The sequence below is a fragment of the Burkholderia sp. BCC1640 genome (assembly GCF_902833125.1).
Classification (GTDB): Bacteria; Pseudomonadota; Gammaproteobacteria; order Burkholderiales; family Burkholderiaceae; genus Burkholderia; species Burkholderia diffusa.
The window spans coordinates 362,799-376,354 of sequence record NZ_CADFEF010000002.1 but is presented as its reverse complement, the minus strand read 5'-3'; the positions used below and the strand labels follow the sequence as shown (position 1 = coordinate 376,354).

Genomic DNA, 13,556 nt, shown 5'->3' with positions numbered 1-13,556 from the left:
TCTTGAGCTGCGCCCTGGGCAAACCCGTCGATTATCCCACAGCCGCCGGGCATGCGGCCGCCGGCGGGCGCGGGCGAGTGGGCGCCGGGCTGGGCGCCTGGACGCGGGCGCGGGACACGCCGGTCGAACCGGACGGCGACTTCATCGCCCGTCCTGCCGGCGATGAAGCCGCGCCTGGCGATCGCGCGTCAGTCGAGCAGCGTCAGGATTTCGTCGTACAGCGCCTTCGGAATCCGCACGCCGTGCGCGATGCTGCGCGCACGGGCGTCGAAGCGCCGCTGCGACGGCAGCCGCGCGCCTTGCCCGGTGATCGACGCGAACATCCGCTCGCCGCGCGCGAGGCCCGCGTCGAGATCGTCGCCGAGGAACACTTTCGGGTCGAATGCGATCACGAGCTCGCCGTGGCACGGCGTCGCGCCGACGCCTTCGTCGAAGTCCATCGATTCCTGACTCGTCATGTCGCCGATCAGCGCGCCGCCGAGCAGTTCGACCATCGCCGCGAGTGCCGAGCCCTTGTGCCCCCCGAACGTGCGCATCGCGCCGTGCAGCGCGGCCTTCGGATCAGTGGTCGGCTGGCCGTCGGCGTCGATCGCCCAGTGCGGCGGGATCGCCTTGCCCTGTTTCGCGTGCAGCTCGATGTCGCCGCGCGCGATCGCGCTCGTCGCGAAGTCGAACACAAACGGCTCGCCGTCCGGGCGCGGCCACGCGAACGCGATCGGGTTCGTGCCGAACACCGGCTCGCGGCCGCCTTCCGGCGCGACCCAGCTGTGGCTCGGGTTCATCGCGATGCCGACCAGCCCCCCGGCGGCGATCGCCTCGACCTCGGGCCACAGCGCCGAAAAGTGGTAGCAGTGGTTGATCGCCATCGCGGCGATCCCGTGCTGCTTCGCCATCTCGACGAGCACCGGCAGGCCGGTTTCGAAGCTCAGCAGCGAGAAGCCGCGATGGGCGTCGACCGCGACGATCGACGACGACAGCCGGCGCAGCGTCGGCACGGCTTGCGGGTCGACCTTGCCCTTCTTCAGCGAGCGCACGCACACGAGCAGCCGATACACGCCGTGCGAGTGGCACTCGTCGCGCTGGCCCTGCGTGATCACGCCGGCGATCGCCCGCGCGTGCGCATCGGACAGCCCGTGGTGCGTCAGCACCCGCAGCGCGAGCGCATGGACCTCATCGAGCGACAGGACGACTTCGGCGAGCGGCTCAGACATCGCGCGCTTCCCGGGGCGCCGGCACGCCGTCGATGCGTTGCGGCACGTTCAGCGGGTTGCCGTTGCGGATGGCGTCGGGCAGCAGCGCGTCCGGCACGTCCTGGTACGACACGGGGCGCAGGAAACGCTCGATCGCGCGTGCGCCGACCGACGTCGTGCGCGTGTCGGACGTGGCCGGGAACGGACCGCCGTGCACCATCGCATGACCGACCTCGACGCCCGTGCCGAAGCCGTTGACGAGAATGCGGCCGGCCTTGCGCTCGAGCGTCGGGCGCAGCGCGGCGAACAGCGCGGCATCGCCGTCGGCGAGATGCGCGGCGATCGTCAGTTGCCCTTCGAGCGACTTCAGCACGCGGTGCAGCGTGTCGGCATCCTGGCAGCGCACGATCAGCGATGCCGGACCGAACACTTCGTCACGCAGTTCGGGATGGGCGATGAATGCGTCCGCCGAGGTCGCGAACAGCGCCGCGCGCGCCTGGAAGCGACCGCCTTCCACGCCTTGCGCCAGCAGTTCGACCGCGTCGTGCGCGCGCAGGGTGGCCACGCCTTGTGCATAGCTCGCGTGGATGTGCGGCGTCAGCATCGTCTGCGCGACGGTCGCCTGCACGGCGGTGGCCGCCGCGGCTTCGAACGCGCGCAGCGCGGAGCCGTCGACGGCGAGCACGAGGCCCGGGTTGGTGCAGAACTGGCCGGCGCCGAGGGCGAGCGATGCGACGAACTGCGGCGCGATCGCATCGTGGCGCGCGTCGAGCGCGGCCGGGAACAGCAGCACCGGGTTGATCGAGCTCATTTCCGCATAGACCGGAATCGGCTCGTGGCGCGCGGCCGCGATGTTCATCAGCGCCACGCCGCCACGGCGCGAGCCGGTGAAGCCGACGGCCTTGATGCGCGGATCGGCGACGAGCGCCTGGCCGATTTCGCGCGACGCGTCGAACAGCAGCGAGAACACGCCGGCCGGCAGCCCGCATTCGCGCACGGCCTGCTGGATCGCACGGCCGACGAGCTCGGACGTGCCCGGATGCGCGGAGTGCGCCTTGACGATCACCGGGCAGCCGGCGGCGAGTGCCGACGCGGTGTCGCCACCCGCGACCGAGAACGCGAGCGGGAAGTTCGACGCGCCGAATACGGCGACCGGCCCGATCGCGACGTTGCGCAGGCGCAGGTCGACGCGCGGCAGCGGCTTGCGGTCCGGGCGGGCCGGATCGATGCGCGCATCGACGTAACCGCCGTCGCGCACGAGCGACGCGAACAGCGCGAGCTGACCGACCGTGCGGCCGCGTTCGCCTTCGATGCGTGCGCGCGGCAGGCCCGTTTCGGTGACGCAGCGCTCGATCAGGTCGTCGCCGAGCGCCAGGATGTTGCGGCCGATCGCATCGAGAAACGCCGCGCGTTGCTCGGGGCTCGTCTCGCGATACGTGTCGAAGGCTTCGTCGGCGAGCGCGCAGGCCGTCTCCAGGTCGTGCAGGCTCGCGCCGCCGAATGCGGGTTCGAGCGGTTCGCCGGTCGCGGCGGCGATCGCGTGAAGGGTGCCGTTCTGTCCGGCGATGGCCGACTGGCCGATCAGGAGCTGACCTGTGAGTTGCATGGGTTTTCCTCGGAAAATGCGGGGCCGGGCGTGGGGCGCCCGGCCGGAATGAAAAGGGGAAAGTGGGTGTGTCAGTCTTCGTCGTCGTCGAGTTGCAGCTTGTCGGAACGGATGCCGGTATTGGCGCCCCAGTAGTAGATGACGAGCGCGACGGCCGCGACGACGACCGTGTCGTACGGATGCGCGAGCTGGCCCGTGCCGCCGAAGCCGCCGAAGTAGGACAGTACGATCATGGCCGCGTAGAACGCGATCAGCCACGCGGACGAACGCACCTGCTCGGCGAGGCTCAGGTGCGCGGTCGGCACCCAGCGGCGGCATGCGAGATAGATCACGAACATGACGATCTGCAGGCCGAGCAGCCAGGACACCGTGCCCCAGCCCGACCAGTAGACGATCAGCGCGGCGATCACGAACGATGCGGGGCCGGTGATGCCGAACGCCACCGCGCGGAACGGCCGCGGCAGGCCGGGCGCGGTGCGGCGCAGCGCGGCGACCGACACGGGCGCGACCGCATAGCTCAGCACGAGCGCGGCCGACACGATGTTGATCAGCGCCTCCCACGACGGGAACGGCATGGTCCAGAAGATCGCGAGGCCGAACGTGAGCCACAGGCCCGCACGCGGGATGCCCGATGCCTCGTCGACGCGCGTGAACACCTTGAAGAACGTGCCCGTCTTCGCCCAGCCGTAGACGACGCGCGGCGTCGCGTTCATGTAGATGTTGCCGCAGCCGCTCGGCGAGATCATTGCGTCGGCGACCACCATCACCGCGAGCCAGCCCACGCCGAGCGCGAGCGCGATGTCGCGGTACGGCAGCGAGAAGGCCTTGCTCACGTCGTGCCAGCCGGCGGCCAGCATGTCGGTCGGGATGCTGCCGATGAACGCGAGCTGCAGCAGCACGTAGATCAGCGTGGACAGCAGGATCGACAGGATCAGCGCGATCGGGATCGTGCGCTGCGGATTGCGCACTTCGCTCGCGACCGACACGATCGGCGTGAGGCCGAGATACGCGAAGATGATGCCGCCGGCCGACACGGCCATCTCGATGCCCGGCATGCCGAACGGCGCGAAACCGTGCGCGGTGAGGTTGGCGGGCTCGAAGAACGTGAACAGCACCGCGATCACCGACAGCGGCACGATGAACTTGAAGATGCTGATGATGTTGTTCGCCTTCGCGAACGTCTTCACGCTCGAATAGTTCAGGTAAAAGAAGAAGCACAGCAGCGCGGCCTGCACGAGCCAGCCGATCGTCGTCGGGTCGCTCGATCCGGCCTTGGTGAGGCCGGGGAACCACGCGGCCGCATACTGGCGCGCGGCGACCACTTCGATCGCGATCAGGCTCGAGAACGCGATCAGCGTGATGAAGCCCATCAGGTAGCCGAGCAACGGGCCGTGCGAGAACACCGGGTAGCGGACCACGCCGCCCGCGCGCGGCAGCGCGGCGCCGAGCTCGCAGTAGACGATGCCGAGCAGCAGCACCGCGAAGCCGCCGAGCAGCCACGAGAAGATGCCGGCCGGGCCGGCGATCGTCGACACGTGACTCGCGGCGAACAGCCACCCCGAACCGAAGATCGCACCGAGGCCGATGAACGTCAGGTCGGTCAGCGACAGCTGCTTCTTGAACTTGCCGTGACCGCCGTCGGCGGGCACGGAACGGGAAAGCGGGACGGACGGGTGTGTGTTGCCTTGACCTGGCATGGGTTTGTCTCCTGGGAAATATCGGGGCAGGTGCGGCCTGCGCCGCGCTCTGGGGCGCAGCAGGCGCAACGCCTGCCGGCCGGCGTGCGACCGGTTCGAACGACCGCGAGGGCCGGGGCCCGCTCGAGTGCGGCGCGGGCAGGCGCTGCGGCGAACGGGCCCGTGCCGGCCATGCCGGACACGGAAGTGGCGATGCGACGGGGGGAGGCCGCCGCACCGCCGGGGGGAAATCGGTCAGCGGTTCGCGCGGTTCCGTTCGGCGCGGTGCGCGGCGTCGAAAGCGATGGAAGCGTCCGGTACGAACCGGTGGCTGAGGGCGGGGAAAACTCCGGTCCGCTGGATGGCGTTTCGGCTCACTGCAATCTCCTGCTTCGTATCGGTCGACGACAGGCGCGTCGACGTGCAACCAGTATCGCCGTGCAAACACCCATCACGCTTGAGCCGTATCGCGGAGCAAAATGACGAAATCGGCACAGTGGCCGCAAGGGCCGCGACACGCGTTCCGCACTATGCCGATTTCGTCGTCGTCCTCATCGAAAAGCCACAAGCGGACGGACGCGCGACGGAGGAAGCTATGCTCCTTTCCCCACTTCGAACGGCTCATGATGAAGCGCATCCAGATCATCGATTCGCACACGGGCGGCGAACCCACGCGGCTCGTCGTGTCCGGTTTTCCCTCGCTCGGCAACGGCACGATGGCCGAGCGCCGCGACGTGCTCGCGCGTGAGCACGATCGCTATCGCACCGCGTGCATTCTCGAGCCGCGCGGCAGCGACGTGCTGGTCGGCGCGCTGCTGTGCGAACCCGTGTCGCCGGAGGCGGCGGCCGGCGTGATCTTCTTCAACAACAGCGGTTACCTCGGCATGTGCGGCCATGGCACGATTGGCGTGGTGCGCACGCTGCATCACATGGGCCGCATCGAGCCGGGCGTGCACCGGATCGAAACGCCGGTCGGCACCGTCGAGGCGACGCTGCACGACGACCTGTCGGTCAGCGTGCGCAACGTGCTCGCGTACCGCCATGCGAAGGCCGTCGACGTCGATGTGCCCGGTTACGGTCCCGTGAAGGGCGACATCGCGTGGGGCGGCAACTGGTTCTTCCTGATCAGCGATCACGGCCAGCGCGTGGCCGGCGACAACGTGGCGGCGCTGACCGCCTATTCGTCCGCGGTGCGTGCAGGGCTCGAACGCGCGGGCATCACCGGCGCGAACGGCGGCGAGATCGACCATATCGAACTGTTCGCGGACGATCCCGAGCACGACAGCCGCAGCTTCGTGCTGTGCCCGGGCCATGCGTACGACCGTTCCCCGTGCGGCACCGGCACGAGCGCGAAGCTCGCGTGCCTCGCGGCGGACGGCAAGCTCGAACCGGGCGTCGTGTGGCGGCAGGCGAGTGTGATCGGCAGCGTGTTCCAGGCGAGCTACGCGCAGGCCGACGGCGGCATCGTGCCGACGATTCGCGGCAGCGCCCACCTGAGCGCGGAAGCGACGCTGCTGATCGAGGAAGACGATCCGTTCGGCTGGGGCATCGTGTCGTGAGCGAGACCCGGACCGACGTCGTCGTGATCGGCGCCGGCATCGTCGGCGCGGCGTGCGCGCATGAACTCGCGCAGCGCGGGCTGCGCGTGCTCGTCGTCGACGACGCGAGCGGCGGCGCGACCGGCGCCGGCATGGGGCACCTCGTCGCGATGGACGACAACGCGGCGGAGCTCGCGCTGAGCCATTATTCGATCGAATTGTGGCGCGCGCTCGCCGGCGAGATGCCGGAAGGCTGCGCGTACCGCAACTGCGGCACGCTGTGGCTCGCGGCCGACGCGCACGAAATGGATCTCGCGCGCACCAAGCAGGCGACGCTCGCCGCGCACGGCGTGGCGGGCGAGCTGATCGACGCGGCGACGCTCGCGCGGCTGGAGCCGATGCTGCGCGCGGGCCTCGGCGGCGCGCTGAAGATCCCCGGCGACGCGATTCTCTATGCGCCCGTCGCCGCGAGCTGGCTGTTGCAGCGCGCGCCGGGCATCACGTTGCGGCGCGATCGTGCGGTGGCGGTCGACGGTCCGAGCGTGACGCTCGCGAGCGGCGACACGCTGCGTGCGGAGCGCGTGGTCGTCGCGAACGGCGTCGCCGCGCGCACGCTGTTGCCTGAATTGCCATTGCGCCCGAAGAAGGGCCACCTGCTGATCACCGATCGTTACCCGGGCCAGGTGTCGCACCAGCTCGTCGAACTCGGCTATGCGGCGAGCGCGCACGCAAGCGACGGCACGTCGGTCGCGTTCAACGTGCAGCCGCGGCCCACCGGCCAGCTGCTGATCGGCTCGTCGCGCCAGTTCGACACCGAGGACGCGCGCGTCGAGCCGCCGGTTCTCGCGCGCATGCTGCGCCGCGCGGCCGGCTACCTGCCGGATCTGGCCGACCTGAACGGAATTCGCGCATGGACGGGCTTCCGTTCCGCGAGCCCGGACGGCCTGCCGCTGCTCGGCGAACATCCGGCGCGGCCGGGCGTATGGCTCGCGGTCGGGCACGAAGGGCTCGGCGTGACGACCGCGCCGGGCAGCGCGCGGCTCGTCGCCGCGCTGATGACCGGCGAACGGCCGCCCATCGACATCGAACCGTATTTGCCGGGACGATTTCTGACGACGTCCCCCGTAGCCGGAGCGCTGACATGATCATTCATCTGGACGGCCGCGCGCTGACGGTGGCCGACGGCGCGACCGTCGCGGCCGCCGTCGCGGCGAGCGGCGACGACACGACGCGCGTGTCGTGCACGGGTGCGGCGCGCGCGCCGTTTTGCGGTATGGGCATCTGCCAGGAGTGCAGGATGACGATCGACGGCCGCCGCCGTCTGGCTTGCCAGACGCTGTGCCGCGACGGGATGCGGGTGGAGCGCACGCGATGAAACAGGAACGACTGAGCGTCGACGTCGCGATCGTCGGCGCGGGCCCGGCCGGATTGTCGGCCGCGCGGGCCGCCGCACGAAGCGGCGCGACGATCGCGATCGTCGACGACAACCCGCGCGCGGGCGGGCAGATCTGGCGCCAGGCGGCGGCCGCGACGCCGGTGCCGGCCGCGGCGGAACGCCTTGCCGTGCTGCGTCGGCCGAACGTCACGCATCTGGCGGCCACGCGCATCGTCGCCGAGACGCAGCCGGGCACGTTGCTGCTGGAGGACGACGAGCGCGGGTTCCTGCTGGAATTCCGCACGCTGATCGTGTGCTGCGGCGCGCGCGAGCTGCTGCTGCCGTTTCCCGGCTGGACGCTGCCGGGCGTCACCGGCGCGGGCGGCCTGCAGGCGCTGATCAAGTACGGTCTCGACGTGCGCGGGCAGCGCACCGTGATCGCCGGCAGCGGCCCGCTGCTGCTCGCGAGCGCGGCGACGGCCCGGCAGGCCGGTGCGCAGGTGTCGCACGTGCTCGAACAGGCTGCGTGGGGCGATGTCGCCGGTTTCGGCGCGGGGCTGTGGCGCTGGCCGTCGAAACTCGCGCAGGCCGCGAAACTCGTCACGGCGGCTTATCGGCCCGGCGCACACGTCGTCGAAGCGTTCGGCGACAAGCGGCTCGAACGCGTGCGGATCCGGCAGGGCGAGCGTGAATTCGAGGTCGACTGCGACCGGCTCGCATGCGGCTTCGGCCTCGTGCCGAACACCGTGCTGCCGAGCCATCTCGGCTGCCGGATCGAGAACGGCGCGGTCGTGGTCGACGCGCACCAGCGCACGAGCCGCGACGGCTGTTTCGCGGCGGGCGAGTGCACGGGTGTCGGCGGCAGCGAACTGGCGATGGTCGAAGGCGAGATTGCCGGCTGCGCGGCCACCGGGCAGACGGCGCCGCTGGCCGGGCTGATTGCGCAGCGCGCGCGCTGGCAGGCATTCGCGGACGCGGTGCGCGAACGCTTCGCGATCCGCGAGCCGATCCGCCGGCTCGCGCGGCCCGATACGCTGCTGTGCCGTTGTGAGGATGTGCGCTTCGACGCGGTCGCGCCGGCGCCCGGCTGGACGGCCGCGAAGCTGCAGACGCGCTGCGGGATGGGGGCATGCCAGGGCCGCGTGTGCGGTGCGGCCGCGCAGGCGCTGTTCGGCTGGACGCCGTCGGTGCCGCGCACGCCGCTCGTGCCCGCGCGGGTCGGCACGCTGATGCTGGACGACACGGCGTCCTGCGACGGCGCCTGACGCGCCAAGGCGAGGCGGCCCGGTTCGCAGCGGGCCGCCTCGCCGTTCATTCCGTCGTCACTTTCTCCCATCCGCCCACCTGCGGCGCCGCACAGGCACGCAGGCACTCGATCGCGGCGGCCACGGCCGCGCGATTCGCGCTGTCCGGATGCCAGTACATCGACACCGCGCCCTGGCCCTCGAGCCGCATCGGCAGGATGCGGATCGCGTTCAATTGCTCGAAGCGCCGCGCGGCACGATGCGAGGCGACGCCGAGCAGGTCGGTGTTGTTCAGCAGCGTGAGGTTCAGGATCGACGAATTCGATTCGACGCAATGCGGCGGCTGTACGCGGCCGGCGGCCGTCAGCGCGACTTGCAGCGCGTTGTGCACGGGTGTGCCGGACGGCCAGACGATCCACGAGTGGGCCAGCACCTCGTCCCAGCCGACGGAGGCCGCGCCGACGAGCGGATGATCGGGCCGCGCGACGAACACCACCGGATCGACGTACAGCGCTTCGGCGTGCAGGTGCGGATCGACGGACGCGGAGCCCGAGCGGCCGACGACGATGTCGAGTTCGCCGCGCGCGAGTTGCGGCATCAGCTGGTTCATCGTGCTCTCGGTGAGCCGCACCTGTGCGCGCGGCATCCGCTTCAGCAACTGCGACACCGCGAGCGGCACGGTATCGGCCGCCGCGACGCCCGACGTGCCGATCGTGACCAGGCCACTGCCGCCTTCGCGCAGCGCGGCCATGTCGTCGCGCGCGACGTCGAGCTGCGCCTCCACACGGCGCGCGTGCTCGATCAGCGCATCGCCGTAGGCCGTCGGCCGCAGGCCGCGCGCGTGCCGCTCGAACAGCGGCAGCCCGACATCCTCTTCCAGTTCCTTCAGCCATTTCGACAGCGCGGGCTGGGTGGTCGCCAGCGCCGTCGCGGACTGGCTCAGGTTGCCCGTGCTGGCCAGGCTCAGCAGCACCTGGAGGTGCCGCAATCGCAGCCGGTAGGTCCAGTCCATCGCGTGCTCCGTGTCGGAAGGTATATCCGAAATCATATGGATTAGATGATTTCGCCATTTTACCGGGTATGTCTGCGTCGAATATAAATGCGCTAACGGACTGAAGCACGCGGTCCCCGACCCGACACAGCGCCGACCGCGATCGGCCGCCCCAAGGAGACATCATGACCAGCCGACACCCGGATACGTCGCGCGCCGACTACTACGCACGGATCGCCGAACAGCGCCTCGCGCCGTTGTGGGAGTCGCTGCACAACCTCGTGCCGAAAGCGCCGCAGCCGGCCGCGCAGGCCGCGATCTGGAAGTACGCGCAGGTGCGCGACCTGGTGATGCAGGCCGGCGGCGTGATCAGCGCGGAAGAAGCCGTGCGCCGCGTGCTGGTGCTGGAGAACCCGGGGCTGCCCGGCAAGTCGAGCATGACGCCAAGCCTGTACGCGGGCCTGCAGCTGATCCTGCCGGGCGAGATCGCGCCGAGCCACCGGCATACGCAGTCGGCATTGCGTTTCATCGTCGAGGGCAAGGGCGCGTGGACCGCGGTGAACGGCGAGCGCACGACGATGCATCCGGGCGACTTCATCATCACGCCGTCGTGGGCGTGGCACGACCACGGCAACCCGTCGGCGGAAGACGGCGGCGAGCCGGTGGTGTGGCTCGACGGGCTCGACATCCCGCTGGTCAGGTACCTCGACGCGGGCTTCGCCGAGAACTATCCGGAAGCCGAGCAGCCCGTCAGCCGCGCGGAAGGCGACAGCTTCGCGCGCTTCGGCCACAACATGGTGCCGGTGCGCCATCGCGCGAGCGATCCGACATCGCCGGTGTTCAGCTATCCATACGAACGCACCCGCGAGGCGCTCGACGCGCTGTACCGCAACGGCGAGCTCGACGCGTGGGACGGCGTGAAGCTGCGCTACGTGAATCCCGCGACGGGTGGCTGGCCGATGCCGACGATCGCCACCTTCATGCAGTTCCTGCCGGCCGGCTTCGACGGCCGCACGTATCGCAGCACCGACGCGACGATCTACTGCGTCGTCGAAGGCAGCGGCACCGCGCACATCGGCGGCGACGCGTTCGCGTTCGAGCCGCACGACATCTTCGTCGCGCCGTCGTGGGCGCCGGTCCGGCTGTCGGCGTCGTCCGACAGCGTGCTGTTCAGCTATTCCGACCGGCCCGTGCTGTCGGCGCTGAACCTGCTGCGCGAAGCGCGCGACTGACGCCGCCGGTTGGCCCGATTTTCCTGATTTCCTCGATTCGTCCAGTGCGCCGCCGAGGCGGCGCGCGTTCCTTCCTTCATGCCTACGCTGGAGCCGTTCATGACTTACGTTTTCCCGCCCGAAGCGCCGGTGGCGCTTCCCGTCGCCGGCAGCGACGCCCGCTTCGCGGTTCGTCGCGTGTACTGCGTCGGCCGCAACTACGCGGCCCATGCGCGCGAGATGGGCTTCGATCCCGATCGCGAACCGCCATTCTTCTTCTGCAAGCCGGCCGACTCGATCGTGCCGGTCGCCTACGGCGAAACGCTCGATTTGGCGTATCCGTCGCAGACGCAGAACTACCACTACGAAGCCGAACTCGTCGCGGTGATCGGCAAGGGCGGTTCCGACATTCCGCTCGAGCGCGCGCTCGAGCACGTGTGGGGTTATGCGGTCGGCCTCGACATGACGCGCCGCGACTTGCAGATGAAGATGCGCGAGATGGGCCGGCCGTGGGAAATCGGCAAGGCGTTCGACCGTTCCGCGCCGATCGGCCCCGTGCATCCGGCGAGCGAGGTCGGTCATGTCGATCAGGCCGGCCTGTGGCTGACCGTCAATGGCGCGACGAAGCAGAAGAGCGACGTGTCGCAACTGATCTGGTCGGTCGCGGAAACGGTGGCCGACCTGTCGAAGTTCTTCCGCCTCGAACCGGGCGACGTGATCTTCACCGGCACGCCAGAAGGTGTCGGCGCGGTGGTCAAGGGCGACGTGATGAAGGTCGGCGTCGAGCGACTCGGCGAACTGGCCGTGCGCGTGGTCTGACGCGCGTTCTTCGATTTCCTCGAAAGGTCACATCGTGCAACTGCATAGTTTCTTCAACAGTTCGACATCCTATCGGGTGCGCATCGCGCTCGCGCTGAAAGGGCTGCCGTTCGATACGCTGCCCGTGAACATCCGCACGGGCGAGCACCGCGAGGCCGGCTACGTCGCGCGGGTGAATCCGTCGGCGTCGGTGCCGGCGCTGGTCGATGGCGATTTCCGTCTCGGCCAGTCGCTCGCGATCATCGATTACCTCGACCAGATTCATCCGGCGCCGCGGCTGATTCCGCTGGAACCGCGGCAGCGCGCACGCGTGCTGGAACTCGCGACGCTGATCGCGTGCGACATCCATCCGGTCAACAACCTGCGCGTGCTGCGCTACCTCGACAGCGAACTGCAGGTCACGCCGCTGCAGAAGAATGCGTGGTACCGGCACTGGATCGCGGAAGGCATGGCCGGCGTCGAGCGCCTGCTCGCGCGCGCGGATACGGGCCCGTGGTGTTTCGGCGAGGCGCCGACGCTCGCCGACGTGTGCCTCGTGCCGCAGGTCGCGAACGCGCTGCGAATGGATTGCGACCTGAGCGCATATCCGCGCAGCCTCGCGGTTCATGAACACGCGCGACGCGAGCCGGCGTTCGAAGCGGCGCAGCCGCAGCGGCAACCGGACTACGTCGCGTAACACGAAGGAGGAGACGGACATGGGCGAGACAAACAATACAGGCCGACGCGTACTCGTGATCGGCGGCGGCATCGGCGGACTCGCGACGGCGCTGGCGCTCGCGCGTCAGGGCATTCGCGTGAAGCTGCTTGAACAGGCCGCGCAAATCGGCGAGATCGGCGCGGGCATCCAGCTCGCCGCGAACGCGTTCAATGCGCTCGACGCGCTGGGCGTCGGCGAGGCCGCGCGCGGCCGCGCGGTGTTCACCGACCGGCTGCAACTGATGGATGCGGTCGATGCGCGGGAAGTCGCGTGCATCGATACGGGCGCCGCGTATCGCGAACGCTTCGGCAACCCGTATGCGGTGATCCATCGCGCGGACATCCATCTGTCGATCTACGAGGCGGTCAAGGATCATCCGCTGATCGAATTCCGGACCAGCACGCAAGTGTGCGGGTTCGAGCAGGACGGCAACGGCGTGACCGTGATCGATCAGCATGGCGAACGTTATCGCGCCGACGCGGTAATCGGCTGCGACGGCGTGAAGTCCGCGATCCGGCAGGCGCTGATCGGCGATGCGCATCGCGTGACGGGGCACGTCGTGTACCGCGCGGTCGTCGACGTCGACAACATGCCGAAGAACCTGCAGATCAATGCGCCGGTCGTGTGGGCCGGCCCGCATTGCCATCTTGTCCACTATCCGCTGCGCGGCGGACGGCAATACAACCTCGTCGTCACGTTTCACAGCCGCGAGCAGGAAACCTGGGGCGTGCGCGACGGCAGCAAGGAGGAAGTGCTGTCGTACTTCGACGGCATTCATCCGCTGCCGAAACAGATGCTCGACCGGCCGACGTCGTGGAAGCGCTGGGCGACCGCCGATCGCGACCCGGTCGAGCGCTGGAGCGCGGGCCGCGCGACGGTGCTCGGCGACGCCGCCCATCCGATGACGCAATACATCGCGCAGGGCGCGTGCCAGGCGCTCGAGGATGCGGTGACGCTCGGCGCGGCCGTCGCGCGGACCGACGGCGACTTCGAAGCCGCGTTCGCGCTGTACGAACGCGTGCGGATTCCGCGCACCGCGCGCGTGCTGTATTCGGCGCGCGAGATGGGGCGGATCTATCACGCGAAGGGCGTCGAGCGGCAGGTGCGCAACGCGCTGTGGGTCGGACGCACGCAGGCGCAGTTCTACGACGCGCTCGACTGGCTGCACGGCTGGCGCGCGGAGGATTGCCTGAAGACCGTCGACTGACG

12 protein-coding genes and 1 pseudogene are annotated in these 13,556 nt (G+C 69.7%); 8 read left to right on the top strand and 5 right to left on the bottom strand.

Going from position 1 to position 13,556, the window contains the following annotated elements; genetic code table 11:
* Nucleotides 1–188: 188 nt before the first annotated feature.
* The 4 genes and pseudogenes from HWX25_RS04075 to HWX25_RS33880 all read right to left on the bottom strand — a co-directional run.
* Nucleotides 189–1,211 carry an Ldh family oxidoreductase gene (locus HWX25_RS04075; RefSeq protein WP_175907271.1) on the bottom strand — a complete coding sequence of 341 codons (1,023 nt, stop codon included), beginning with the start codon at nucleotides 1,209–1,211 and terminating at the stop codon, nucleotides 189–191.
* The gene (locus HWX25_RS04070; protein WP_175907269.1) at nucleotides 1,204–2,796 is read right to left on the bottom strand and encodes an aldehyde dehydrogenase (NADP(+)); all 1,593 of its coding nucleotides are present in this window, start codon (nucleotides 2,794–2,796) and stop codon (nucleotides 1,204–1,206) included. The genes HWX25_RS04075 and HWX25_RS04070 overlap by 8 nt, the downstream gene beginning before the upstream one ends.
* Before the next feature lie 71 nt (nucleotides 2,797–2,867).
* Nucleotides 2,868–4,493, bottom strand: a complete 1,626-nt coding sequence (locus tag HWX25_RS04065) for an APC family permease (protein ID WP_175907267.1) — start codon at nucleotides 4,491–4,493, stop codon at nucleotides 2,868–2,870.
* A gap of 249 nt (nucleotides 4,494–4,742) precedes the next feature.
* A pseudogene (locus HWX25_RS33880) lies at nucleotides 4,743–4,850 on the bottom strand (dihydrodipicolinate synthase family protein); the annotation flags it as partial.
* A gap of 248 nt (nucleotides 4,851–5,098) precedes the next feature.
* Here HWX25_RS33880 and HWX25_RS04060 point away from each other — a divergent pair.
* From HWX25_RS04060 to HWX25_RS04045, 4 genes are read left to right on the top strand one after another with little or no spacing between them, the layout of a single operon-like run.
* Nucleotides 5,099–6,031, top strand: a complete 933-nt coding sequence (locus tag HWX25_RS04060) for a 4-hydroxyproline epimerase (RefSeq protein ID WP_124485087.1) — start codon at nucleotides 5,099–5,101, stop codon at nucleotides 6,029–6,031.
* Nucleotides 6,028–7,155 (top strand): FAD-dependent oxidoreductase, encoded by a 1,128-nt coding sequence (locus HWX25_RS04055; protein ID WP_059818913.1) that lies wholly within the window; start codon nucleotides 6,028–6,030, stop codon nucleotides 7,153–7,155. The genes HWX25_RS04060 and HWX25_RS04055 overlap by 4 nt, the downstream gene beginning before the upstream one ends.
* Complete coding sequence (locus tag HWX25_RS04050) at nucleotides 7,152–7,385, top strand: 2Fe-2S iron-sulfur cluster-binding protein (RefSeq protein WP_011658575.1); 234 nt, start codon at nucleotides 7,152–7,154, stop codon at nucleotides 7,383–7,385. The genes HWX25_RS04055 and HWX25_RS04050 overlap by 4 nt, the downstream gene beginning before the upstream one ends.
* Nucleotides 7,382–8,650, top strand: coding sequence for an FAD/NAD(P)-binding oxidoreductase (locus HWX25_RS04045; protein WP_175907265.1), 1,269 nt, complete (start codon nucleotides 7,382–7,384; stop codon nucleotides 8,648–8,650). Before HWX25_RS04050 ends, HWX25_RS04045 begins: the two co-directional genes overlap by 4 nt.
* 46 nt (nucleotides 8,651–8,696) lie before the next feature.
* Here the strand turns inward: HWX25_RS04045 and HWX25_RS04040 are convergent, their stop codons facing one another.
* On the bottom strand, nucleotides 8,697–9,641 hold the full coding sequence (locus tag HWX25_RS04040) for a LysR substrate-binding domain-containing protein (RefSeq protein WP_175907264.1): 945 nt from the start codon (nucleotides 9,639–9,641) through the stop codon (nucleotides 8,697–8,699).
* 164 nt (nucleotides 9,642–9,805) lie between these two features.
* On the opposite strand from HWX25_RS04040, the gene gtdA reads away from it, so the two are divergent.
* From gtdA to HWX25_RS04020, 4 genes are all read left to right on the top strand, one after another.
* Nucleotides 9,806–10,852 carry a gentisate 1,2-dioxygenase gene (gtdA, locus tag HWX25_RS04035; RefSeq protein ID WP_175907262.1) on the top strand — a complete coding sequence of 349 codons (1,047 nt, stop codon included), beginning with the start codon at nucleotides 9,806–9,808 and terminating at the stop codon, nucleotides 10,850–10,852.
* A 99-nt stretch (nucleotides 10,853–10,951) separates the two neighbouring features.
* Complete coding sequence (locus HWX25_RS04030) at nucleotides 10,952–11,650, top strand: fumarylacetoacetate hydrolase family protein (RefSeq protein WP_175907260.1); 699 nt, start codon at nucleotides 10,952–10,954, stop codon at nucleotides 11,648–11,650.
* Between the two features lie 34 nt (nucleotides 11,651–11,684).
* Nucleotides 11,685–12,326, top strand: a complete 642-nt coding sequence (gene maiA, locus HWX25_RS04025) for a maleylacetoacetate isomerase (protein WP_059818916.1) — start codon at nucleotides 11,685–11,687, stop codon at nucleotides 12,324–12,326.
* 19 nt (nucleotides 12,327–12,345) lie between these two features.
* Nucleotides 12,346–13,554, top strand: coding sequence for a 3-hydroxybenzoate 6-monooxygenase (locus tag HWX25_RS04020; RefSeq protein ID WP_175907259.1), 1,209 nt, complete (start codon nucleotides 12,346–12,348; stop codon nucleotides 13,552–13,554).
* Nucleotides 13,555–13,556: the final 2 nt, after the last annotated feature.

Coding starts and splice junctions, on each gene's coding strand:
- HWX25_RS04075 (WP_175907271.1), bottom strand. CDS start 1,211: ATGTCTGAGCCGCTCGCCGAAGTCGTCCTGTCGCTCGATGAGGTCCAT.
- HWX25_RS04070 (WP_175907269.1), bottom strand. CDS start 2,796: ATGCAACTCACAGGTCAGCTCCTGATCGGCCAGTCGGCCATCGCCGGA.
- HWX25_RS04065 (WP_175907267.1), bottom strand. CDS start 4,493: ATGCCAGGTCAAGGCAACACACACCCGTCCGTCCCGCTTTCCCGTTCC.
- HWX25_RS04060 (WP_124485087.1), top strand. CDS start 5,099: ATGAAGCGCATCCAGATCATCGATTCGCACACGGGCGGCGAACCCACG.
- HWX25_RS04050 (WP_011658575.1), top strand. CDS start 7,152: ATGATCATTCATCTGGACGGCCGCGCGCTGACGGTGGCCGACGGCGCG.
- HWX25_RS04045 (WP_175907265.1), top strand. CDS start 7,382: ATGAAACAGGAACGACTGAGCGTCGACGTCGCGATCGTCGGCGCGGGC.
- HWX25_RS04040 (WP_175907264.1), bottom strand. CDS start 9,641: ATGGACTGGACCTACCGGCTGCGATTGCGGCACCTCCAGGTGCTGCTG.
- gtdA (WP_175907262.1), top strand. CDS start 9,806: ATGACCAGCCGACACCCGGATACGTCGCGCGCCGACTACTACGCACGG.
- HWX25_RS04030 (WP_175907260.1), top strand. CDS start 10,952: ATGACTTACGTTTTCCCGCCCGAAGCGCCGGTGGCGCTTCCCGTCGCC.
- HWX25_RS04020 (WP_175907259.1), top strand. CDS start 12,346: ATGGGCGAGACAAACAATACAGGCCGACGCGTACTCGTGATCGGCGGC.